We start from the raw sequence: 22,201 nt of genomic DNA on the forward strand, positions 1-22,201 counted from the left end.
TGCGATAATTTAAATGGGTCAAATTTTCATTGCATCTAAATGCGAGTGAGAACTTAACTTAATAAAGGTGAAGTGGTTAATGACTATATGGCGAATGACATTCGATTATATTCGTCAGCTTTCCACAAGGTTTTCATTTAAAGTGACTCAGTGGTTTTATTCCCTCTGCATCCCTTACTTGATGACGACTATAATATAGAGTGTGACGATGATCGCACATAGGACAAACAAACCAACGTTTGTAGGAATTTTCCCAGTGAAATACATTTTTTATTAAACTAGATGTAACCTTTTGTTTTTAAGTGAATTAAATCTTATTTAAAAAGTCACTAATGAGATCTTTCTTGTTGTTTTATTGATAAATTACATTAACGATGATTTTTTTTAACATTTAAATGCAGTTTATTCGTATGATTTAATATATGTTTTGTAAAGTTAAGTGTGTGTTTTGTATAGATGTAACTGGTGAGGCGTGGAGGATTAATAATATCCATGTGACTTTCTGAAAATAATTATTTTTCAATGTACATTGTTCTGGAGGTAAATAGGAGTGTTAGCGATGTGTTATTTGCGCCGCCAGCAAGGTGGCGCATGACTAATTTAATTACGATATAAAACTTTAATAATATGATAACCGAACTGGGTTTTGACTGGGCCATAGGGTTGCAGTAGTTCGCAGCTGAATACAGCTTTATCGAATGCCGGAACCATATCCCCTTTATTGAACTCACCCAGATCGCCGCCGTTACGTTTTGACGGGCAGTTAGAGAATTTTTTCGCTAACTCTTGGAAATTTGCACCGTTATTCAACTGTGCCAGAATATCGTTTGCCTGCTTTTCATCATCAACCAGAATGTGCAGTGCAGAAGCTTTGTTTGCCATAGTAACAATCACCACCAATTTATTGGGTAGGGTTATCTGAACGAAGATTATCTTCAAGGGAGCCTTGAAGCGCGCCAGTGTAACGTATTTTGGTCGTGATGGGGCCACCGTGCTCTACGTTTTACAAATCATGCGTTTTACACATCACGTGTTTCATAGGCCTTGAGTTTCATAGAGCAAAAAATAGTAGGTGGTTTTTTTTCATCGGCCGCTTTCTGCTACAATCCTGTTCCCCCGTTTACCTACAGAGTTGCCGAGTGCTATGCGATTAAATCCCAGCCAACAACAAGCCGTCGAATTTGTCACTGGGCCTTGCCTGGTGTTGGCCGGTGCGGGTTCGGGCAAAACCCGAGTCATTACCAATAAGATTGCGCATCTGATCCGCCAATGTGGCTATCAGCCAAAGCATATTGCTGCGGTAACATTTACCAATAAAGCCGCGCGCGAGATGAAAGAGCGTGTGGCTCAGACTTTAGGGCGCAAAGAAGCGCGGGGTTTGATGATTGCGACATTCCATACTTTGGGGTTGGAAATCATCAAAAAAGAGTACAAAGCACTGGGAATGAAATCCAATTTCTCTTTGTTTGATGCGCAAGATCAATTGGGTTTATTGAAAGATTTGACCCAAAAATGGTTGGAAGACGATAAAACGTTGCTGCAACAGCTGATATCCCAGATCTCAAATTGGAAAAATGATCTTCTCGATCCTGCTGCCGCCGCAGCCTTGGCGCGATCCGAGCGCGATAAGTTATTCGTCCATTGTTATGGCTTATATGATGCTCATTTAAAAGCCTGCAATGTATTGGATTTTGACGACCTTATCTCGCTGCCAACGCTGTTGCTGCAAAACAATCTGGAAGTGCGCGAACGTTGGCAAAATCGGCTGCGTTACCTACTAGTAGATGAATACCAAGATACCAATACCAGCCAGTACCAAATGGTTAAATTGCTGGTGGGCAGTCGGGCGCGCTTTACCGTGGTGGGTGATGATGACCAATCCATCTATTCATGGCGCGGTGCACGGCCACAGAACTTAGTTTTGCTGAATGAAGATTTCCCCCAGTTGCAGGTGATCAAGCTGGAGCAGAACTACCGCTCTTCGGGCCGAATTCTGAAAGCGGCGAATATTTTGATTGCCAATAACCCGCATGTTTTTGAAAAAAAACTCTTTTCTAAATTGGACTATGGCGATGAGCTAACAGTCATTACCGCCAATAATGAAGATCATGAAGCTGAAAGAGTGGTCGGTGAACTTATTGCCCACCATTTTGTGAAAAAAACGCAATACAGCGACTATGCCATTTTGTATCGCGGCAACCATCAATCACGGTTGTTTGAAAAGCTGCTGATGCAAAACCGCATTCCTTACCGTATCTCCGGCGGCGATTCATTTTTCTCGCGCCCAGAAATCAAAGATTTACTGGCTTACTTGCGGGTATTGACCAATCAGGATGATGACAGCGCATTCTTACGCATCGTGAATACCCCAAAGCGTGAGATAGGTTCAGCGACGGTTCAAAAACTGGGTGAATGGGCCAATGTGCGTAATAAAAGCCTGTTTCGTGCCAGTTTTGATTTAGGGCTAGGTGAGCATTTGAAAGGTCGGGGGCTGGAATCATTACAGCGCTTTACGCATTGGATGGACGGCATTATTCGGTTAGTGGAACACGAGCCAGTGGCGGCAGTGCGGGATTTGATCCACGGCATTGATTATGAGAGTTGGCTGTTCGAAACTTCCCCTAGCCCGAAAGCCGCTGAGATGCGGATGAAAAACGTCAATTTATTATTCAGTTGGATGACCGAAATGCTGGAAGGGTCAGAATTGAATGAACCAATGACCCTGACTCAGGTTGTCACGCGCTTTACCCTGCGCGATATGATGGAGCGCGGGGAAAGTGATGAGGAGCTGGATCAAGTGCAATTGATGACCTTGCATGCTTCAAAAGGGCTGGAATTTCCGTATGTATTCTTGGTCGGCATGGAAGAGGGTTTACTGCCACACCAAAGCAGTATTGACGAAGATAATGTCGATGAAGAGCGGCGACTGGCCTATGTGGGAATCACCCGTGCTCAGCGCGAACTGTTTTTCACTTTGTGCAAAGAACGGCGGCAGTATGGCGAGCTGATTCGGCCAGAACCAAGCCGCTTTTTGATGGAATTGCCGCAGGATGATTTGAAATGGGAAAATGAGCGCAAAGTCGTGAGCCCGGAAGAGCGGATGCAAAAAGGCCAGAGTCACCTGGCCAATATTCGTGCGCAACTTGCGAATGCTAAAAAGCCACAGTAAAGCTGATGCGGCGCTGCTCAGTGACAAAGAATTTAGTCCAATTCTTCTAATAATAGCGGCCACTGAACATAGCTCTGCCAATGACTTTCTTGTTCTAATGCTTCTGCACGGTAAGGATGCTGTTGCAGCCAGCCCTGAGGTAACAGTACATAAAGCCCCTCACTATTGGCCCGTAGCCTAACCGCCGGTAGTGTGTCATCCCGGCGACGGCTGGAGAATATAATCGCCAGACGCAATAAACAACACAAATGCTGAGCCATGTCTACTGGCAATGCATTTTGTTGATTTAACAGCAAAAGATCGATCGTATTACTCTGATTTTGCAGCAAAGCCGCAAGTAGCAGTTTTTGAGCGGGAGTAAAACCAGGGAGATCCAGATTGCGTATCAGGTAAGCAGCATGTTGCGGAGCACGTTTAAAATCGATGCTTAGGCCAATTTCGTGCATCAAACAGGCATTTTGCAATAACTCGCGACATCGGCCATCAAGATGCCACTCTTTTTCCACCTGAAGTAAAAAGTTATCGGCCAATTTACTGACGCGTTTGGCTTGTTCAGTATCCAGTAAATAGCGGCGCTGTATATTTCTCACTGTTCGGCTGCGAACATCTTGTTCTACCGGCAAATGAAGCATGCCATAGACCAGCCCTTCACGTAGTGCGCCGCCCGCTAGCGTCATGCTTTCAATCGCCAACTCTTGGAATATTGCAATTAAGATAGACAGGCCACTGGGGAAAACCAGAGCGCGTTCCAGTGTTAAACCGGGGATTTCCAGTTCTTCCAGTTTGCCACATTGAATTGCTCTTTGTTTGAGCTGCTGCAATTTGGCTAAGGTGATCAGCTCGTCCATACCTTGAGCGACCATGATTTCTTGCAGGGCCTGAACCGTGCCAGAGGCACCGACACAGATTTGCCAGCCATGGTCACGAAAGCGCTGCGCGACAGGTTTTAGCATCTCACGAGCAGCTAATTCTGCACGATCAAAATTGTCTTTTGCCAGATTGCGGTCACTGAAGTAGCGCTCCAACCAGGTTACGCAACCCATTGATAAACTGACCAGAATATTTGCCTGAGCACCATTGCCGGTCACCAGCTCTGTGCTGCCACCGCCAATATCGACGACTAAACGCTGCTCTGGCCCACCGGTAGTATGGGCAACGCCCTGATAAATCAGACGCGCTTCTTCTTCACCACTGATCACTTGAATCGGACAACCGAGGATTTCAGCCGCCGTTTGCAGGAATTCTTCAGCATTTGAGGCCAGACGCAGGGTTGCTGTTGCGACCACACGAATCTGACTCAAAGGAATGTCCTGCAAGCGCTCTGAGAAAAGCTTCAAACATTGCCAGCCACGTTCCATCGCTTCTTGCGATAGGTGGTTTTGGCTATCCAGACCCGCCGCCAGACGGACTTTCCGCTTGATTCGGGCTAACGTCTGGATACTGCCAGCCACCTCACGTACCACCAACATATGAAAACTGTTGGAGCCAAGATCGATGGCAGCATAAAGTGAGGTGGAACTTAGCATCATTTATCAGCTCGGTCGCTTACGGTTATTCCGTGGTGCACCACTGCGACGTGGAGCAGAATTACGGCGTGGGCCATTCCCGGTGCGGGTACGGGCCAGACGTTTTGGTGCTGGTAAATCAGTTAATAGCGCATCGCTATTATATTTACTTACCGGAATGCTATGGCCAGTGTAGGTCTCAATAGCGGGTAAGTTTAACGCGTACTCTTCACATGCCAGGCTGATGGAATGACCACTTTCGCCAGCACGGCCAGTTCGGCCAATGCGGTGAACATAATCTTCACAGTCATCGGGTAAGTCATAGTTGAAGACATGGGTTACCAGTGGAATGTGTAGGCCACGGGCGGCAACATCAGTCGCAACCAAAATATCCAAATCACCTTTAGTGAAATCTTCCAGAATTCGCAGGCGTTTTTTCTGTGCCACATCACCGGTCAACAAACCGACACGATGACCATCAGCGGCTAAATGGCCCCAGATTTCTTCGCAACGATGTTTGGTATTGGCGAAAATAATGCAGCGATCTGGCCACTCTTCTTCAATTAACGTCTGAAGCAGACGCATTTTTTCTTCATTTGAAGGGTAGAATAGCTCTTCCTGAATGCGGTGGCCGGTTTTTTGCAACGGTTCCACTTCAACATATTCAGCGTTATTCATTTGCTCAAAGGCCAGTTCACGTACCCGGTACGATAGTGTGGCAGAGAACAGCATGTTTAAGCGCTTATCAACGGAAGGCATACGGCGGAACAGCCAGCGGATATCTTTAATAAAGCCTAAATCGTACATCCGATCAGCTTCATCCAAGACCACAACCTGAATCGCACCGAGGTTAATATAATTTTGTTTTGCGTAATCGATTAAACGACCAGTAGTACCGATCAGAATATCAACACCACTTTCCAGCACCTTAAGCTGTTTATCATAGCCATCGCCGCCATAAGCCAAGCCTAATTTCAGCCCGGTTATCTGGGAAAGTGATTCTGCATCAGAGTGAATTTGCACGGCTAACTCGCGCGTTGGTGCCATAATTAAAGCGCGCGGCTGATTAGTCTGGCGACCCTCTTCTGCGGGGTGAGAAAGCAAATAATGGAAAGTAGACGCTAAGAATGCCAGCGTCTTGCCGGTTCCTGTTTGCGCCTGACCCGCTACATCACGCCCCGAAAGGGTGAGTGGCAATGCTAACGCCTGTATCGGCGTGCAATACTGAAACCCTTTGTTTTCAAGGGCTTCAATAACTAGCGGGTGCAGGGCGAAGTCGGAAAACTTCTGTTCGGTCAAGTGTGTTTTGCTCATAGTGTGGTAGAATATCAGCTAACTATTGCTTTACGAAAGCGTATCCGGTGAAATAAAGTCATCCTACTGTTGGTTAATGCTACACCAACGAGGTAGACACAATCCTTTGGAGTAGAACATGAGCGATAAAATTATTCACCTGAGTGACGAAAGCTTCGGCACTAAAGTGCTGGAAGCCGATGGCCTGGTTCTGGTTGATTTCTGGGCTGAATGGTGTGGTCCGTGCAAGATGATTGCTCCGATTTTGGATGAAATTGCTGAAGAGTATGAAGGTAGGCTTACCATCACTAAATTGAATATTGATGATAACCAAGCCACTGCACCGAAATACGGTATCCGTGGTATCCCTACGCTGTTGTTATTCCGTGACGGTGAAGTAGTGGCAACCAAGGTAGGTGCTTTGTCTAAGGGTCAGCTTAAAGAATTCTTGGATGCTAATCTGTAAGCGGCGTTAGCCGTTAATACCGAAAGTCATTGGCGTTGCAGTAAGGCAGCAAACGAGCGACAGATTGGTTATAAACCATTTTGAACCGCGTGAGCGTTAGCCTCTAATGAAGCTCATAATCCCGATAAGCTGACTCAGGTCACTGATTCGGGTAAGTCAGAGTCGCACACCGCTGCAGCTTCAAGGCCGTAGGGTATGTTTAGCGGCAGTTGTGATTTCTCACACTGACCGCTAGACGCCCGCAAAGAAGCGTGTTAAGTTTACCCTACTGCATATAGAACATTCCTGTGTATTGAGTCCGGGTTTGTAGCATCTAGCTTATTCTTTAGTATCTAATAAACAGTCTGTAGCATCTAACTAAATAGTTTGAATCTAAAGTTTTACTCTATGTCGAAATAATTTGTGTTGAGAATATGTATGAACTCAATCGCTTTTTGACAGTCTAGTGTTTTACAAAATCAGTCTAAGGCACCTTCAATCTTTACACCGTTGAGTCGCGCAAGCTTGCGTAAGTCATTACTTGCGTAGTTTGGCCAAGGCCGGTGATTGAATGTCCCGTTAAACAGGCACGGATGACGCTGCCATACCATTCACGACCATAGTTCGAGACATACCCCGAGTTTAAGAACCCACCATTATGAATCTTACCGAATTAAAGAACACGCCGGTTTCTGATCTGATAACACTTGGCGAAAATATGGGGCTGGAAAACCTGGCCCGGATGCGTAAACAAGATATTATTTTCTCTATCCTTAAGCAGCACGCGAAAAGTGGAGAAGATATCTTCGGTGACGGTGTATTGGAGATATTGCAGGATGGATTTGGTTTCCTCCGTTCAGCAGACAGCTCCTACCTCGCCGGCCCCGACGACATCTATGTATCCCCAAGCCAAATTCGCCGTTTCAACCTTCGCACTGGTGATACCGTTGCCGGTAAGATTCGTCCACCGAAAGAAGGTGAGCGTTATTTTGCATTGTTGAAAGTTAACGAAGTTAACTACGACAAACCGGAAAATGCCCGTAACAAAATCCTGTTCGAAAACTTAACCCCATTACATGCCAATTCTCGTCTACGGATGGAACGTGGTAATGGTTCGACAGAAGATTTAACTGCCCGTGTACTTGATTTGGCTTCGCCGATCGGTCGTGGCCAGCGTGGGCTGATTGTTGCTCCGCCAAAAGCGGGTAAGACTATGCTGTTGCAGAATATTGCTACCAGCATTGCTTACAATCACCCTGATTGCGTATTAATGGTCTTGTTGATTGACGAGCGTCCGGAAGAAGTGACTGAGATGCAACGTCTGGTTAAAGGTGAAGTTATTGCTTCAACTTTCGATGAGCCTGCATCCCGTCACGTCCAAGTCGCTGAAATGGTTATCGAGAAAGCGAAACGTCTGGTTGAGCATAAAAAAGACGTTATCATCTTACTGGATTCGATTACTCGTTTGGCCCGTGCATACAACACCGTCGTACCTGCTTCTGGTAAAGTTCTGACTGGTGGTGTGGATGCTAACGCCTTACATCGTCCTAAGCGTTTCTTTGGTGCTGCACGTAATGTTGAAGAGGGCGGTAGCCTGACCATCATTGCCACCGCGTTGGTTGATACCGGTTCTAAAATGGATGAAGTTATCTATGAAGAATTTAAAGGTACCGGCAACATGGAATTGCATCTTTCTCGCAAAATTGCAGAGAAACGCGTGTTCCCAGCCATTGATTTCAACCGCTCTGGTACGCGTAAAGAAGAGTTGCTGACAACGACTGAAGAGCTACAAAAAATGTGGATTTTACGTCGAATTCTTCATCCAATGGGTGAGATCGATGCAATGGAATTCCTCATCAGTAAACTGGCAACAGCGAAAACCAACGATCAGTTCTTCGATAACATGAGACGTTCATAAGTTTAGCTAAATTAATCAAAACGCCACGCTCAGACGTGGCGTTTTTTGCATTTGGGCTATACGATAGTCGGGATTGTTATCTACCTAGTGAATGATGCAATCAAACCAATGCCTATTTTCTATACTTATTCTTCTTATATATCCAAAGAGTTTTGAGTGGCAGGTCGACAATAAATAAGCCAATCCCGATGAGAACGTGCAGTGCCCCTGCGGCTTCAAATATGAAAGGGATAACGAGAAAATAGTAAAAATAGAGTTGGGAATAGTAAGTAAGGCTGTCATCATATTCAGAAATAACTGAAAGCATAGGGAAGGCATAGGGAAGGCGTGGTATACGCCAAGCCACATGCTAAGCTGTCGTATCTTTTTGCAGAGAGCGGTTAAACGTGAATTTACTCACTATGAGTACTGAAATATTTGTTATTTTTCTGTTTTCTCTGGCATTTTTATTTGTAGCTCGCAAAGTTGCCAAGAAAATTGGATTAGTTGATAAACCTAACTATCGCAAACGTCACCAAGGATTGATCCCATTAGTGGGCGGAATATCCGTGTTTGCGGGTATTTGTTTTACTTTCCTGATAACTAACCAACAGATCCCACATTTCCACTTATATCTGGGGTGTGCTGGTTTATTGGTGTTCGTTGGTGCTTTAGACGATCGCTTCGATATCAGTGTAAAAATCCGAGCTTTTGTACAAGCATTGGTCGGTATTGCCATGATGGCAGCCGCAGGGCTTTATTTACGCAGCTTGGGGCATGTATTTGGCCCGTGGGAGATGGTATTAGGGCCGTTCGGTTATGTTGTCACACTGTTCGCAGTATGGGCGGCGATAAACGCTTTCAATATGGTCGATGGCATTGATGGTTTACTGGGAGGGCTGTCTTGTGTCTCTTTCGGTGCCATGGGTCTTTTACTGTATCAAAGCGGACAAATGGCATTAGCGCTATGGTGTTTTGCGATGATCGCCGCCATCTTGCCTTATATTTTGCTTAACCTTGGGTTGCTGGGTCGCCGTTATAAAGTCTTTATGGGCGATGCGGGTAGTACGCTGATTGGTTTCACCGCAATTTGGATACTATTGCAAAGCACACAGGGGAATTCCCATCCCATTAACCCGGTCACCGCATTGTGGATTATTGCAATTCCATTGATGGATATGATTGCCATCATGTATCGGCGTTTGCGTAAAGGAATGAGTCCTTTCTCCCCCGACCGCCAACATATCCATCACTTAATCATGCGCGCCGGTTTTACTTCACGACAGGCATTTGTCTTAATCACTCTAGCTGCGGCATTGTTAGCGGGAGTGGGCGTTATCGGCGAACGGCTAACATTTATCCCTGAATGGGTCATGTTGGCATTATTCTTGCTTGCATTTCTGTTGTATGGCTACTGCATAAAACGGGCATGGCGAGTGGCGCGTTTTATCAAACGTATCAAGCGTCGGATGCGCCGTGCATCGCAAAATAAGCATGAATCTTAACCAGAGGCTTTTAGGCAGTGATGAAACCAGAATCTATGTCGACTGATAAAACAGGATCTACCCATAACGAGCCAGTTATGGATAACGAGTTAGATATCCGCAGCCTGTGCCGTACTCTTTGGCGCGGTAAAGTGTGGATTATCGGTATGGCAATTCTTTTTGCTGCAATAGCGCTGGGTGTTTCCTACTTGGTAAAACAGCAGTGGAGTGCGACAGCCATTACAGACAGGCCAACTGTCAATAATTTGGGCGGTTATTACTCTCAGCAGCAATTTTTGCGCAACCTTGATAGCCGTAGCAATAGTGGTGTTGCCAGTGAGCAACCCGGTATTTCTGACGAAGCGTACAGCGAATTTATTACTCAGTTAGCCGCTTACGATACGCGCCGTGATTTTTGGCTACAAACTGATTATTACAAACAGCGGTTAGAGGGTGATGCTAAGGCGGATGCGGCATTACTCGATGAGCTGGTGAATAATATTGTTTTCACCCCGCGTGATGACAAAAAAATACTGAATGACAGCATTAAATTGACGGCAGAAACCGCCACCGATTCCAATAAACTGCTGCGCAGTTATATTGATTTTGCTAGCCAACGTGCTGCCAGTCACTTGAATGATGAGATTGAAGGCGCATGGGCTGCTCGCACTCAGTCAATGAAAGCGCAGGTTAAACGGCAAGAAGCCGTTGCTCAAGCGGTGTACGATCGTGAAATTTCTGCGGTTAAGCAAGCTTTAAAAGTGGCCAGCCAGCAAGGAATTAATCGCAGTCAAACCGATACGCCGGCTGAACAATTACCCGATTCTAAAATGTTTATGTTAGGTAAACCAATGCTCGAAGCCCGGCTAGAGACATTGCAGGCTACCGGCCCAAGTTTTGATATTGATTATGATCAGAACCGAGCAATGTTGGCAACATTGAATGTCGGCCCGACGCTGGATAAAACCTTCCAGGCTTACCGTTACTTACGAACACCAGAAGATCCCGTTACCCGTGATAGCCCGCGTCGCGTATTCCTGTTGATTATGTGGGGCGCGATTGGCGCATTGGTTGGCGCGGGAGTGGTGTTGGTTCGCCGTACCAGTACGCAAGCATAACCCGTACTGTAAGTGCTAAGTATTCTTGATCAGTAACATATTGATCAGTAAAAGATTGACCAGTAATGGGCGCATTGTGCGCCCAACTTGCAGGCATTGTCTGCGGCTAACTGACCTTAAAGAGATTCACTGTGAAAGTGTTGACTGTTTTTGGCACCCGGCCTGAAGCCATTAAAATGGCTCCTCTGGTGCATGCTTTGGCTCAGGATGAAGCCTTTGAATCAAGAGTCTGCGTCACGGCTCAACATCGTGAGATGCTGGACCAAGTGCTGCGTTTATTTGAGATTCAGCCGGACTATGATTTGAATATCATGAAGCCGGGACAGGGATTAACGGAAATAACCTGCCGTATTCTGGAAGGGCTAAAGCCCGTTCTGGAGGAGTTTAAGCCGGATGTAATCTTAGTGCATGGCGATACCACAACGACGTTATCGACCAGTCTTGCCGCATTCTATCAACGTATTCCTGTTGGTCATGTTGAAGCGGGCTTACGCACCGGGGATCTCTATTCACCGTGGCCAGAAGAAGCTAACCGCCAACTGACCGGCCACCTTGCTATGTATCATTTTGCTCCGACAGAGAACTCGCGGCAAAACTTGCTACGCGAGATGGTGCCAGACAACCGCATTTTCGTGACCGGCAATACCGTGATTGATGCGCTGTTCTGGGTCCGTGATCGGGTGATGAACAACCCAGAATTACGCGATAGTTTGGCGGAGCGTTATCCATTCATCGATACCAATAAGAAGATGATTCTGGTGACGGGCCATCGTCGTGAGAGTTTTGGTGGCGGTTTTGAGCGGATTTGTAGTGCATTAGCTGAAATTGCGCTTAAACATCCTGAGGTACAGGTGGTTTATCCGGTGCATCTCAACCCTAACGTCAGTGAGCCGGTCAACCGCATCTTGAAAGGGATTGATAATATCATCCTGATCGACCCGCAAGATTACCTGCCATTCGTTTACCTGATGAATCACGCCTACCTGATCCTGACGGATTCCGGTGGTATTCAGGAAGAAGCGCCTTCATTAGGGAAGCCGGTATTAGTGATGCGGGACACCACTGAGCGCCCGGAAGCCGTCGATTCTGGTACAGTTTTGTTGGTGGGCACTAATATTAATAAAATTGTCGATGCAGTGACCCGCTTGCTGACTGATGAAACTGCCTATCATCAAATGTCACGGGCGCATAATCCTTACGGTGACGGGCATGCCTGTCAACGCATCCTTGAAGCTTTAAAGAATCATCAGGTGACGCTATGAGTTTTGACACTATTTCTGTTATCGGTCTTGGGTATATTGGTCTGCCAACTGCTGCTGCTTTCGCGTCGCGCAAGAAGAAAGTGATTGGCGTGGACGTCAACGCCCATGCGGTTGAAACCATTAATCGCGGTGCAATCCATATCGTGGAGCCGGATTTAGATAAAGTGGTGAAGATTGCTGTCGAAGGCGGTTACTTGCAAGCCGTAACCAAACCGCTGGCTGCCGATGCGTTTCTTATTGCCGTGCCAACACCTTTTAAAGGCGATCATGAGCCGGATATGGTGTATGTAGAATCCGCCGCTAAATCTATTGCCCCTGTTTTGAAAAAAGGTGATTTGGTCATTTTGGAGTCCACTTCTCCGGTGGGAGCCACAGAGCAAATGGCCCAATGGCTGGCTGAAGCTCGCCCTGATTTGAGCTTCCCACAGAACGCGGGTGAAGAGGCAGACATTAACATCGCTTATTGCCCAGAGCGCGTATTGCCGGGCCAGGTGATGGTTGAACTGATTCAAAATGACCGTGTTATCGGCGGTATGACGCCGAAATGTTCTGCCCGCGCCAGTGAGTTGTACAAAATCTTCCTGGAAGGCGAATGTGTGGTGACCAACTCCCGCACCGCAGAAATGTGCAAGCTGACTGAAAACAGCTTCCGCGACGTTAACATTGCTTTCGCCAATGAACTGTCACTGATTTGTGATGAGCAGGGAATCAATGTGTGGGAGCTGATTCGCCTGGCGAACCGCCATCCGCGCGTGAATATCTTGCAGCCAGGCCCTGGTGTTGGCGGCCACTGTATTGCTGTTGACCCATGGTTTATTGTTTCTCAAAATCCACAATTGGCCCGGCTGATTCATACTGCGCGTCTGGTTAATGACGGTAAACCGCTGTGGGTGGTTGACCGCGTTAAAGCGGCAGTTGCTGATTGTCTGGCGGCCACTGACAAACGTGCATCTGAAGTAAAAATTGCCTGCTTCGGTTTGGCATTTAAACCCAATATTGATGACCTGCGCGAAAGTCCGGCGGTTGAAATCGCCCATTTGATCGCACAATGGCACACCGGTGAAACGCTGGTGGTTGAGCCGAATGTTGAGCAATTGCCGAAGTCACTGGCGGGACACGTTACTCTGAAAGATACCGCAACTGCCTTGCAGCAAGCAGATGTGCTGGTGATGCTGGTAGATCACAGCCAATTCAAAGCCATCAAACCAGAAGATGTGAAGCAATCATGGATTGTGGACACTAAAGGAGTATGGCGTTGAGACGTATTCTAGTCACAGGTGGGGCCGGTTTTATCGGCTCTGCCGTGGTAAGACATATTATCGATGGCACCTCAGATAGCGTAGTGGTGGTGGATAAGCTGACCTACGCGGGCAATTTGGAGTCACTGGCAGTGGTTGCTCACAGCGAGCGCTACGCTTTTGAACAGGTTGATATCTGTGACCGCGCTGAGCTGGATCGGGTTTTTGCACAGTATCGACCGGATGTGGTGATGCATTTGGCAGCAGAAAGCCATGTTGACCGCTCTATTGATGGCCCAGCGGCCTTTATCGAGACCAATGTCGTGGGTACTTACCAGATGTTGGAAGCGGCGCGTCATTACTGGCAGCAACTGAGTGCAGAGGAAAAACTGGCGTTTCGCTTCCATCATATCTCCACTGATGAAGTGTATGGCGACCTACACGGCACCGATGATTTATTCACCGAAACCACGCCTTATGCGCCAAGTAGCCCTTATTCTGCATCTAAAGCCTCTAGCGACCATTTAGTTCGCGCGTGGTTGCGAACCTATGGTTTACCGACTTTGGTGACCAATTGTTCCAATAATTATGGCCCATATCATTTCCCTGAGAAATTGATCCCACTGGTCATTCTGAATGCGCTCGCGGGTAAACCGCTGCCAGTGTATGGCAATGGCGCACAGGTTCGTGATTGGCTGTATGTTGAAGATCACGCCCGGGCCTTGTATCAAGTGGTGACCGAGGGTGTGGTGGGCGAAACTTACAATATTGGCGGTCATAACGAGCGCAAGAATATTGAAGTGGTTGAGACTATCTGCACACTTTTGGATGAATTGGTTCCAGAAAAACCGGCAGGAATTGCTCACTATTGTGACCTGATTACCTACGTCAAAGACCGCCCAGGCCATGATATGCGCTATGCCATCGATGCCAGCAAAATTGAGCGGGAACTGGGCTGGCGGCCGCAGGAGACTTTCGAAAGTGGTATTCGCAAAACCGTATTATGGTATTTGAATAATGAATCTTGGTGGCGTCGTGTTCAGGACGGTTCTTACGCTGGTGAGCGTCTGGGCTTGAGTGACTGATTTCACCAACACATCTAAAAGTCACTGCAAAGGTATCTAACGTGCTGCTTCAGTTTTGAACAGCACGTTGTTTCAGGTCAAATCAGGAGATCGAATGAAAGGCATAATTCTGGCTGGCGGTTCCGGCACGAGGTTGCACCCCATCACCCGTGGTGTCTCTAAGCAACTGCTTCCTGTTTATGATAAGCCGATGATTTACTATCCGCTGTCAGTGCTGATGCTGGCGGGGATCCGCGACATTCTGATTATTTCCACTCCAGAAGATTTACCGTCATTCCAGCGCTTGCTGGGTAATGGTGAAGAGTTTGGTATCAATCTGAGTTATGCCGCGCAACCTAGCCCCGATGGGCTGGCACAAGCATTTATCATCGGCGAAGAGTTTATCGGCCATGAACCTTGCTGTCTGGTACTCGGCGATAATATCTATTTCGGTCAGGGCTTTAGCCCGAAATTGAAATCTGTCGCGGCGCGTGAGCACGGGGCAACTGTCTTCGGCTATCAAGTCATGGACCCAGAGCGTTTTGGCGTGGTGGAGTTTGATGACAACTTCCGCGCATTGTCGATTGAAGAGAAACCGAGTCAACCGAAGTCCAATTGGGCGGTGACCGGGCTTTATTTCTATGACAATCAAGTGGTTGATTTTGCTAAACAAGTTAAGCCATCGGAACGCGGTGAGCTGGAAATAACCAGCATCAACCAAATGTATTTAGAGCGCGGCGAACTGACGGTAGAATTATTAGGCCGTGGTTTTGCCTGGCTTGATACTGGCACCCATGACAGCTTGATTGAAGCCAGTACCTTTGTGCAAACCGTTGAAAAACGTCAAGGTTTCAAAATTGCCTGTCTGGAAGAAATCTCCTGGCGCAATGGCTGGTTGGATGACGATGGCGTTAAGCGCGCAGCCACGGCGTTAGCCAAAACCGGTTATGGCAAATATCTGTTGGACTTGCTCCATGCCCGTCCACGCCAATATTGAGCCGCTGGCCTGGGAAAGTGAATTTTTCCAGCGCCGGAGTGCAAAACTGATTTTCTCCGACTCAGCCCCGCAACTTAACCCGGCTGAGTTGGATGCTTTTACCCTAATCCAAGCCAAAGTTCCTACCCACCGTCTTGATCTCATTGATTCTCTTGGTCAACTTGACTTCAAGTTAGTCGAAGGCGAAGTTGATTTGTCGCTGCCCGTTGAGGAAAACGATGCGGTTGGCACGGAAAATGCTATATCTCAGGCAGATACCGGAACCTATCAACAGCGGATCGCCACAACCGCGGATATCCCGCTATTGCGCAGTGTTGCTGCCCGTGCTTTTGCATTAAGCCGCTTTCGCGCCCCGTGGTATGACCCACAGGACAGCGGGCGATTTTATGCCTTGTGGGCGGAGAAGGCGGTGTTGGGCACTTTCGACCATCAATGTTTGCTGGTAATGGATACATCGGGGCAACCTGCGGGGTTTGTGACATTACGCGACTTGCAAGATGGCAGTGCGCGTATTGGTCTGTTGGCGGTGTTCCCCGAAGCCCAAGGTAAAGGTATTGGTTCATCATTAATGTCGGCGGCAAAGCAGTGGTGCCACAATCATGGGTTACACCGATTACGGGTAGCCACACAGATGAGTAATATTGCTGCTTTACGTCTTTATATTCGCAGCGGAGCTTCGATTGAGAGCACCGCGTATTGGTTATGCAGGGGATGAGATGATTCCATTTAACGCTCCACCGGTAGTCGGCACCGAACTCGGTTATATGCAGGCAGCAATGAGTAGCGGTAAATTATGCGGTGATGGTGGCTTTACCCGTCGTTGCCAGCAGTGGATGGAGCAGCGTTTCGGTTGCCCGAAAGTGTTACTGACTCCCTCTTGTACCGCCTCACTGGAAATGGCCGCATTGCTGCTGGATATCAAACCCGGCGATGAAGTGATTATGCCAAGTTTCACTTTCGTTTCGACGGCCAACGCCTTTGTCTTGCGTGGGGCGAAAATGGTATTTGTGGATATCCGTCCAGACACCATGAATATTGATGAAACCAAGATTGAAGCGGCCATCACTGACAAAACCAAGGTTATTGTGCCAGTGCATTACGCCGGCGTGGCCTGTGAGATGGATACCATCATGGCGCTGGCGAAAAAGTATAATTTATTTGTGGTAGAAGATGCTGCTCAGGGCGTGATGTCGACATACAAAGGCAAAGCACTGGGCACTATCGGCCATATTGGTTGCTTTAGCTTCCATGAAACCAAAAACTACACGGCGGGTGGCGAAGGCGGGGCGACGCTAATCAATGACAAATCATTGATTGACCGCGCTGAGGTTATCCGCGAGAAAGGGACTAACCGTAGTCAGTTCTTCCGTGGGCTGGTCGACAAATATACCTGGCGGGATATCGGTTCCAGTTATTTAATGTCTGATTTACAGGCCGCCTATCTATGGGGGCAGTTGGAAGCAGCAGATCAAATCAACGAACGCCGTCTGGCGTTGTGGCATACTTACTATAATGCTTTCAAGCCATTAGCTGATGCTGGCCGCATTGATTTACCGGTGATTCCTGACAATTTAGAACAGAACGCGCACATGTTTTATATCAAACTGCGTGATATTGAAGAGCGCTCGGCCTTCATCAGTTACTTAAAAGAAGCTGAGATCATGGCAGTATTCCACTACATTCCATTACATGCTTGTCCGGCAGGAGAGGAATTTGGGCGTATGGCCGGTGAAGACCGCTTTACTACTCAGGAAAGTGAGCGTCTGGTGCGCTTGCCGATCTTCTATAACCTGACTGATGTGAATCAGAACACAGTCATTAATACTGTTTTGAGTTTCTTCGCCTGATATGTCTCTGGCAAAAGCATCGATTTGGACTGCTGGCTCTACGCTGATTAAAATCGGCGTAGGGCTGTTAGTGGTGAAACTGCTGGCGGTGACCTTTGGCCCCAGTGGTGTTGGGCAGGCGGGTAACTTCCGCCAGTTAATTACGGTATTAGGCGTGCTCTCCGGCGCGGGTATCTTTAACGGCATTACTAAATATGTTGCTGAATATCATCAGCAACCTGAACGTTTGCGAGCGGTGGTGGGGACGTCATCAGCGATTGTGCTGGGGTTTTCAACTCTGCTGGCATTGGTTTTCCTGCTGGCGGCTAAGCCCGTCAGTATGGCGCTCTTTGGTCATGCGGATTACCAGAATGTGGTGCGAGCGGTGGCGTTTATCCAAATGGGGATTGCCTACGCCAACCTATTTTTAGCGATTCTCAAAGGTTATCGCGATGCCATGGGTAATGCGCTGGCGGTGATCGGCGGTAGCCTGATAGGGGTGGTCGCGTATTATATTTGCTTCCGGATAGGCGGTTATCCTGGCGCGCTATTGGGCTTGGCATTAGTCCCTGCGCTGGTAGTTATTCCGGCTGCCGGCATGTTGATTCGGCGCAAGACTATTCCGCTCAGCTATCTTAAACTTAGCTGGGACAAAGCATTAGCCAGCCATTTGGGTAAATTTACCATTATGGCGTTGATTACTTCGGTGACCTTGCCAGTTGCCTATGTGATGATGCGTAATCTGCTGGCTGACCGCTACGGCTGGGATGCCGTCGGGATTTGGCAAGGAGTCAGCAGTATCTCAGATGCTTATCTACAATTTATCACAGCATCATTTACAGTTTATTTGCTGCCGACACTCTCGAGACTCAAAGCTAAAGCAGATATTTCCCGTGAAATTCTGCGCTCATTGAAATTTGTGTTACCGGCAGTAGCGACCGCCAGTTTGATGGTCTGGTTATTACGTGATTTTGCTATTTGGCTGTTGTTTTCTCATCAGTTCACGGCTATGCGCGATCTTTTCGCTTGGCAGTTGGTCGGTGATGTATTGAAGGTCGGGTCTTACGTGTTCGGCTATCTGGTGATTGCCAAAGCGTCTTTGCGTTTTTACATTCTGACGGAAGTCAGCCAGTTCTTACTGTTGACCGGGTTTGCCCATTGGTTAATCCCAATGAATGGCTCTTTGGGCGCGGCACAGGCTTATATGGCCACTTATATCGTCTATTTTGCGCTCTGTAGCTGCGTATTCCTTATGTATCGTAGACATTCATCACCGTAAACACTCTTTACAGTAGAAAAAAATGACAACCCTGATTCATGTACTGGGATCTGATATCCCGCACCATAATCTGACTGTATTGCGCTTCTTCAATGATGTGCTGACAACCCGTGTGCCCGCTGAGCAGGCGCGGCACTTTATGGTGGCGGCAAAAGAAACGGCCCCTTTTTCATCATTTCCGCAGTTGGATATTGAAACGCACAGTAATAAGAAAGCCTTGGCCGAGGCGGTGATTGCCCGTGCGCAAGCTTCTCGCGATACGCGCTTTTTCTGGCATGGGCAGTTTAATGCCACTTTGTGGCTGGCATTGCTGAGTGGGAAAATCAAACCGCACCAGGTTTATTGGCATATTTGGGGCGCGGATTTATATGAAGATGCCAAAAGCTTGAAATTCCGCCTGTTTTACCTGCTGCGCCGTATTGCTCAAGGGCGGGTAGGGCACGTTTTTGCGACCCGGGGCGATTTAATATATTACCAACAGCGACATCCGCGGGTGCCGGCGTCATTGCTCTATTTCCCAACTCGGATGGACCCAACATTAACGGGCGTCAATATTGATAAGCCGCTCGCGGGGCCCATGACGATTCTGGTGGGGAATTCGGGTGACACCACCAACCGCCATATTGAGGCGCTAAAATCTATTCATCAGCAGTTTGGCCCTGATGCCAGAGTTATTCTGCCCATGGGGTATCCGGCGAATAATGAACTGTATATTGAACGCGTTAGGCAAGCGGGCTTGGCGCTGTTTGCGCAAGATAACTTGCGCATCCTGACGGAACAAATCCCGTTTGATGATTATCTGAATATCCTGCGCGAATGCGATTTAGGCTATTTTATTTTTAATCGCCAACAAGGTATCGGCACCTTGTGTTTATTGACCCAGTTTGGCGTGCCCTTTGTATTGAGCCGTAAGAACCCATTCTGGCAAGATTTAGCTGAGCAACATATTCCGGTGTTTTTCTATGGCGATTCTTTGGATGAACCATTGATTCGCGAGGCGCAGCGCCAGTTAGCGGGCTTGGATAAGCAATCTATCGCCTTCTTTAACCCTAACTATATCGAGGGTTGGCAACAGGCGCTGGCTCTTGCCGCGGGAGAACACCCATGACGCTGGGGCAATTTGGTGGTCTTTTCAGTGTCTATCTGATAGCGGTTATCTTTATCTTGATATTGACGTATCAGGAGTTTCGGCGGGTGCGCTTTAACTTCAACGTGCTGTTTTCAATGCTCTATTTGCTGACATTCTATTTCGGCTTCCCTCTGACCTGCATGTTAGTGTTCCAGTTTGGCGTCGCGGTGGTGCCGGTTGAGTATTTACTGTACGCCATGCTGTCAGCCACGGCATTTTATGGCATTTATTATGTGAGTTACAAAACGCGCCTGCGCAAGCCACGTAGCCAACTGCGTGCGCCGATATTCACCATGAATCGAGTAGAAACCAATCTGACCTGGATCCTGCTGGCGTTGGTGGCGATCGGCACGGTCGGTATCTTCTTTATGCAGAATGGTTTCCTGCTATTTAAGCTAGATTCTTACAGTAAAATATTCTCCAGTGATGTCTCTGGTGTGGCACTGAAGCGCTTTTTCTACTTCTTTATCCCGGCGATGTTGGTGGTCTATTTCCTCAAACAGGATATGCGCGCCTGGTTTTTCTTTCTGGCAAGTACCGTGGCGTTCGGCATCCTGACCTATGTTATTGTCGGCGGTACCCGCGCTAATATTATTATCGCGTTCTCATTATTCCTGTTTATTGGCATTGTGCGCGGCTGGATAACCTTGTGGATGCTCGCGGCAGCCGGGGTGTTTGGCATTGTCGGCATGTTCTGGTTGGCCCTGAAACGTTATGGGCTGGATGTGAGTGGCGCAGAGGCGTTTTACACCTTCCTGTACCTGACGCGCGACACTTTCTCGCCGTGGGAAAATCTTGGGTTGCTACTGCAAAATTACGACAAAATAGATTTTCAGGGATTGGCCCCGATTATCCGTGATTTCTATGTATTTATTCCGAGTTCCTTGTGGCCAGCGCGACCTGATTTAGTCTTGAATACCGCCAATTACTTTACTTGGGATGTGCTCGATAACCACTCCGGACTGGCGATTTCTCCTACTCTGATTGGGTCTTTGGTGGTGATGGGCGGGGTGTTGTTTATCCCACTGGGGGCCATCGTGGTGGGGTTAATCATCAAATGGTTCGATTGGTTGTATGAACAAGGTAAAGCAGAGAAAAATCGTTACAAAGCCGCCATTCTGCAAAGTTTCTGTTTTGGGGCGGTATTTAACATTATTGTGTTGGCGCGCGAAGGGTTAGATTCCTTTGTCTCGCGCGTGGTCTTTTTCTGTGTGATTTTTGGTGCCTGTTTGATATTGGCGAAATTGTTGTATTGGTTGTTCGATACGGCGGGTTTGATAAAGCAACGGGTACAGCGTCGTGCGGGTAAGTCTAAGCCGCTATCCACGTCTCAGGCCAGCAGCCAACTGTAAGGGTTATAATGGAACAGAATACTGATATTTCAAAGTCTCTTGATATTCCAAAAGCTATGGATATTCCAAAATACAGTGTCCGTGGCTTCGAAATTTGGGGTTTTCGTGACATGGCTCAGGTGCTCGATCACCTGCTGAGCAGTGGCCCAGTGAAGACCGGCACACTAGTGGCAATGAATGCCGAGAAACTGCTGAAAGCCGAAGATGATGCTGCCCTGCGTGAGCTGATCGGTGAAGCTGAATATCTGTATGCCGATGGCATCAGTATGGTGCGCGCTATCCGTCGTAAATATCCGCAAGCGCAATTGTCGCGAGTGGCAGGGGCTGATTTGTGGGAAGCGATAATGCAACGCGCGGGTCAGCAAGGGACGCCGGTATTTTTAGTCGGTGGTAAGCCCGAGATTCTCGCCGAAACCGAAGCTAAATTGCGTGCGCAATGGAATGTGAATCTGGTGGGCAGTCAGAACGGTTATTTCACCCCGGAACAGCGAGAGGCTCTATTCGCCCGTATTGCTGCCAGTGGCGCGGCAATCGTCACGGTTGCCATGGGGTCGCCTAAACAGGAAATATTTATGCGCGATTGCCGTAAAGCATACCCTGATGCTCTCTATATGGGGGTTGGCGGCACTTACGACGTCTTTACCGGCCATGTTAAGCGTGCACCCAAGATATGGCAAAACATGGGGTTGGAGTGGCTATATCGCCTATTGGCTCAACCCAGCCGTATCCGCCGCCAATTCAAATTGCTCAAATTTGTCGGTTATTATTACAGCGGCCGCTTGTAATAACCTTTTCAGTATCAGGGTCTAAACGGCCCTGATACTATAAAACTTTCCTGATTTATTCCCCTGATTAATACCGCCAGTGCTTAATTCCATTATGGAATCAATTCCAATACTTTTATTTCATAAAGTTTCAATTTCTTGTTTGCTTATCTGCCGCAGATACGGAACGATACCGGCCGGTTACGGTTCTGCGGTCATTACTCCGTTTTTAGGCGCCGTTTTCCTATTATTCAATCTGTATTAATAATTAAGCTAAATGTTTCATTTGGTCGTTACTTCTTTATTGAATAACAAAAGCTATTGAATAACAAAAACAACCGGGGTATCCGGAGCAAAGACACCAGTCAGTTATAGAGGA

General features: G+C 47.6%; 18 protein-coding genes. 15 read left to right on the top strand and 3 right to left on the bottom strand.

The window, feature by feature from the left end; genetic code table 11:
• Nucleotides 1-600: 600 nt before the first annotated feature.
• The gene (ppiC, locus tag OVO64_RS16105) at nucleotides 601-882 is read right to left on the bottom strand and encodes a peptidylprolyl isomerase PpiC (protein WP_004704164.1); all 282 of its coding nucleotides are present in this window, start codon (nucleotides 880-882) and stop codon (nucleotides 601-603) included.
• Between the two features lie 262 nt (nucleotides 883-1,144).
• Between ppiC and rep the strand changes: the two genes are divergently transcribed.
• Nucleotides 1,145-3,169, top strand: coding sequence for a DNA helicase Rep (gene rep, locus OVO64_RS16110; RefSeq protein ID WP_038638132.1), 2,025 nt, complete (start codon nucleotides 1,145-1,147; stop codon nucleotides 3,167-3,169).
• Between the two features lie 32 nt (nucleotides 3,170-3,201).
• On the opposite strand, the gene ppx is transcribed toward rep, so the two are convergent.
• Nucleotides 3,202-4,695, bottom strand: coding sequence for an exopolyphosphatase (ppx, locus tag OVO64_RS16115; protein ID WP_038639978.1), 1,494 nt, complete (start codon nucleotides 4,693-4,695; stop codon nucleotides 3,202-3,204).
• A 6-nt stretch (nucleotides 4,696-4,701) separates the two neighbouring features.
• On the bottom strand, nucleotides 4,702-5,988 hold the full coding sequence (rhlB, locus tag OVO64_RS16120) for an ATP-dependent RNA helicase RhlB (RefSeq protein WP_004393131.1): 1,287 nt from the start codon (nucleotides 5,986-5,988) through the stop codon (nucleotides 4,702-4,704).
• A gap of 118 nt (nucleotides 5,989-6,106) precedes the next feature.
• On the opposite strand from rhlB, the gene trxA reads away from it, so the two are divergent.
• The 14 genes from trxA (at nucleotide 6,107) to wecG (ending at nucleotide 21,843) form a co-directional block, all read left to right on the top strand.
• Nucleotides 6,107-6,433, top strand: coding sequence for a thioredoxin TrxA (gene trxA, locus OVO64_RS16125; protein WP_004393133.1), 327 nt, complete (start codon nucleotides 6,107-6,109; stop codon nucleotides 6,431-6,433).
• A 637-nt stretch (nucleotides 6,434-7,070) separates the two neighbouring features.
• Entirely contained in the window at nucleotides 7,071-8,330 is a 1,260-nt protein-coding gene (gene rho, locus OVO64_RS16130) for a transcription termination factor Rho (protein WP_004704159.1), read from the top strand.
• Nucleotides 8,331-8,716: 386 nt separating this feature from the next.
• Nucleotides 8,717-9,814: a UDP-N-acetylglucosamine--undecaprenyl-phosphate N-acetylglucosaminephosphotransferase gene (gene wecA / locus OVO64_RS16135; RefSeq protein WP_072089248.1), complete on the top strand. Its 1,098-nt coding sequence runs from the start codon at nucleotides 8,717-8,719 to the stop codon at nucleotides 9,812-9,814.
• 20 nt (nucleotides 9,815-9,834) lie between these two features.
• On the top strand, nucleotides 9,835-10,911 hold the full coding sequence (wzzE, locus tag OVO64_RS16140) for an ECA polysaccharide chain length modulation protein (protein WP_172667629.1): 1,077 nt from the start codon (nucleotides 9,835-9,837) through the stop codon (nucleotides 10,909-10,911).
• Between the two features lie 131 nt (nucleotides 10,912-11,042).
• Nucleotides 11,043-12,173, top strand: coding sequence for a non-hydrolyzing UDP-N-acetylglucosamine 2-epimerase (gene wecB, locus OVO64_RS16145; RefSeq protein WP_038638142.1), 1,131 nt, complete (start codon nucleotides 11,043-11,045; stop codon nucleotides 12,171-12,173).
• Nucleotides 12,170-13,432, top strand: a complete 1,263-nt coding sequence (wecC, locus tag OVO64_RS16150) for a UDP-N-acetyl-D-mannosamine dehydrogenase (protein ID WP_038638146.1) — start codon at nucleotides 12,170-12,172, stop codon at nucleotides 13,430-13,432. The genes wecB and wecC overlap by 4 nt, the downstream gene beginning before the upstream one ends.
• Nucleotides 13,423-14,496, top strand: coding sequence for a dTDP-glucose 4,6-dehydratase (gene rffG, locus OVO64_RS16155; RefSeq protein WP_172667628.1), 1,074 nt, complete (start codon nucleotides 13,423-13,425; stop codon nucleotides 14,494-14,496). The genes wecC and rffG overlap by 10 nt, the downstream gene beginning before the upstream one ends.
• 94 nt (nucleotides 14,497-14,590) lie before the next feature.
• Nucleotides 14,591-15,472, top strand: coding sequence for a glucose-1-phosphate thymidylyltransferase RfbA (rfbA, locus tag OVO64_RS16160; RefSeq protein ID WP_038638148.1), 882 nt, complete (start codon nucleotides 14,591-14,593; stop codon nucleotides 15,470-15,472).
• Entirely contained in the window at nucleotides 15,450-16,187 is a 738-nt protein-coding gene (gene rffC / locus OVO64_RS16165) for a dTDP-4-amino-4,6-dideoxy-D-galactose acyltransferase (protein WP_038638151.1), read from the top strand. The genes rfbA and rffC overlap by 23 nt, the downstream gene beginning before the upstream one ends.
• 1 nt (nucleotide 16,188) lies before the next feature.
• On the top strand, nucleotides 16,189-17,319 hold the full coding sequence (rffA, locus tag OVO64_RS16170; protein WP_145510134.1) for a dTDP-4-amino-4,6-dideoxygalactose transaminase: 1,131 nt from the start codon (nucleotides 16,189-16,191) through the stop codon (nucleotides 17,317-17,319).
• Nucleotide 17,320: 1 nt separating this feature from the next.
• Nucleotides 17,321-18,577, top strand: a complete 1,257-nt coding sequence (wzxE, locus tag OVO64_RS16175) for a lipid III flippase WzxE (RefSeq protein ID WP_145585725.1) — start codon at nucleotides 17,321-17,323, stop codon at nucleotides 18,575-18,577.
• A 22-nt stretch (nucleotides 18,578-18,599) separates the two neighbouring features.
• Complete coding sequence (locus OVO64_RS16180) at nucleotides 18,600-19,685, top strand: TDP-N-acetylfucosamine:lipid II N-acetylfucosaminyltransferase (protein ID WP_004393407.1); 1,086 nt, start codon at nucleotides 18,600-18,602, stop codon at nucleotides 19,683-19,685.
• Nucleotides 19,682-21,058, top strand: coding sequence for an ECA oligosaccharide polymerase (gene wzyE, locus OVO64_RS16185; RefSeq protein ID WP_145510135.1), 1,377 nt, complete (start codon nucleotides 19,682-19,684; stop codon nucleotides 21,056-21,058). The genes OVO64_RS16180 and wzyE overlap by 4 nt, the downstream gene beginning before the upstream one ends.
• Nucleotides 21,059-21,066: 8 nt before the next feature.
• Nucleotides 21,067-21,843, top strand: coding sequence for a lipopolysaccharide N-acetylmannosaminouronosyltransferase (gene wecG / locus OVO64_RS16190; protein ID WP_004393409.1), 777 nt, complete (start codon nucleotides 21,067-21,069; stop codon nucleotides 21,841-21,843).
• The last annotated feature ends 358 nt before the right edge of the window (nucleotides 21,844-22,201 follow it).

This window comes from Yersinia sp. Marseille-Q5920 (assembly GCF_946902935.1).
GTDB lineage: Bacteria > Pseudomonadota > Gammaproteobacteria > Enterobacterales > Enterobacteriaceae > Yersinia > Yersinia rochesterensis.

Bases quoted from the DNA above. Each gene is read 5' to 3' on its own strand.
- ppiC (WP_004704164.1), bottom strand. From the start codon at position 882: ATGGCAAACAAAGCTTCTGCACTGCACATTCTGGTTGATGATGAAAAG.
- rep (WP_038638132.1), top strand. From the start codon at position 1,145: ATGCGATTAAATCCCAGCCAACAACAAGCCGTCGAATTTGTCACTGGG.
- ppx (WP_038639978.1), bottom strand. From the start codon at position 4,695: ATGCTAAGTTCCACCTCACTTTATGCTGCCATCGATCTTGGCTCCAAC.
- rhlB (WP_004393131.1), bottom strand. From the start codon at position 5,988: ATGAGCAAAACACACTTGACCGAACAGAAGTTTTCCGACTTCGCCCTG.
- trxA (WP_004393133.1), top strand. From the start codon at position 6,107: ATGAGCGATAAAATTATTCACCTGAGTGACGAAAGCTTCGGCACTAAA.
- rho (WP_004704159.1), top strand. From the start codon at position 7,071: ATGAATCTTACCGAATTAAAGAACACGCCGGTTTCTGATCTGATAACA.
- wzzE (WP_172667629.1), top strand. From the start codon at position 9,835: ATGAAACCAGAATCTATGTCGACTGATAAAACAGGATCTACCCATAAC.
- wecC (WP_038638146.1), top strand. From the start codon at position 12,170: ATGAGTTTTGACACTATTTCTGTTATCGGTCTTGGGTATATTGGTCTG.
- rffG (WP_172667628.1), top strand. From the start codon at position 13,423: ATGGCGTTGAGACGTATTCTAGTCACAGGTGGGGCCGGTTTTATCGGC.
- rfbA (WP_038638148.1), top strand. From the start codon at position 14,591: ATGAAAGGCATAATTCTGGCTGGCGGTTCCGGCACGAGGTTGCACCCC.
- rffC (WP_038638151.1), top strand. From the start codon at position 15,450: ATGCCCGTCCACGCCAATATTGAGCCGCTGGCCTGGGAAAGTGAATTT.
- rffA (WP_145510134.1), top strand. From the start codon at position 16,189: ATGATTCCATTTAACGCTCCACCGGTAGTCGGCACCGAACTCGGTTAT.
- wzxE (WP_145585725.1), top strand. From the start codon at position 17,321: ATGTCTCTGGCAAAAGCATCGATTTGGACTGCTGGCTCTACGCTGATT.
- OVO64_RS16180 (WP_004393407.1), top strand. From the start codon at position 18,600: ATGACAACCCTGATTCATGTACTGGGATCTGATATCCCGCACCATAAT.
- wzyE (WP_145510135.1), top strand. From the start codon at position 19,682: ATGACGCTGGGGCAATTTGGTGGTCTTTTCAGTGTCTATCTGATAGCG.
- wecG (WP_004393409.1), top strand. From the start codon at position 21,067: ATGGAACAGAATACTGATATTTCAAAGTCTCTTGATATTCCAAAAGCT.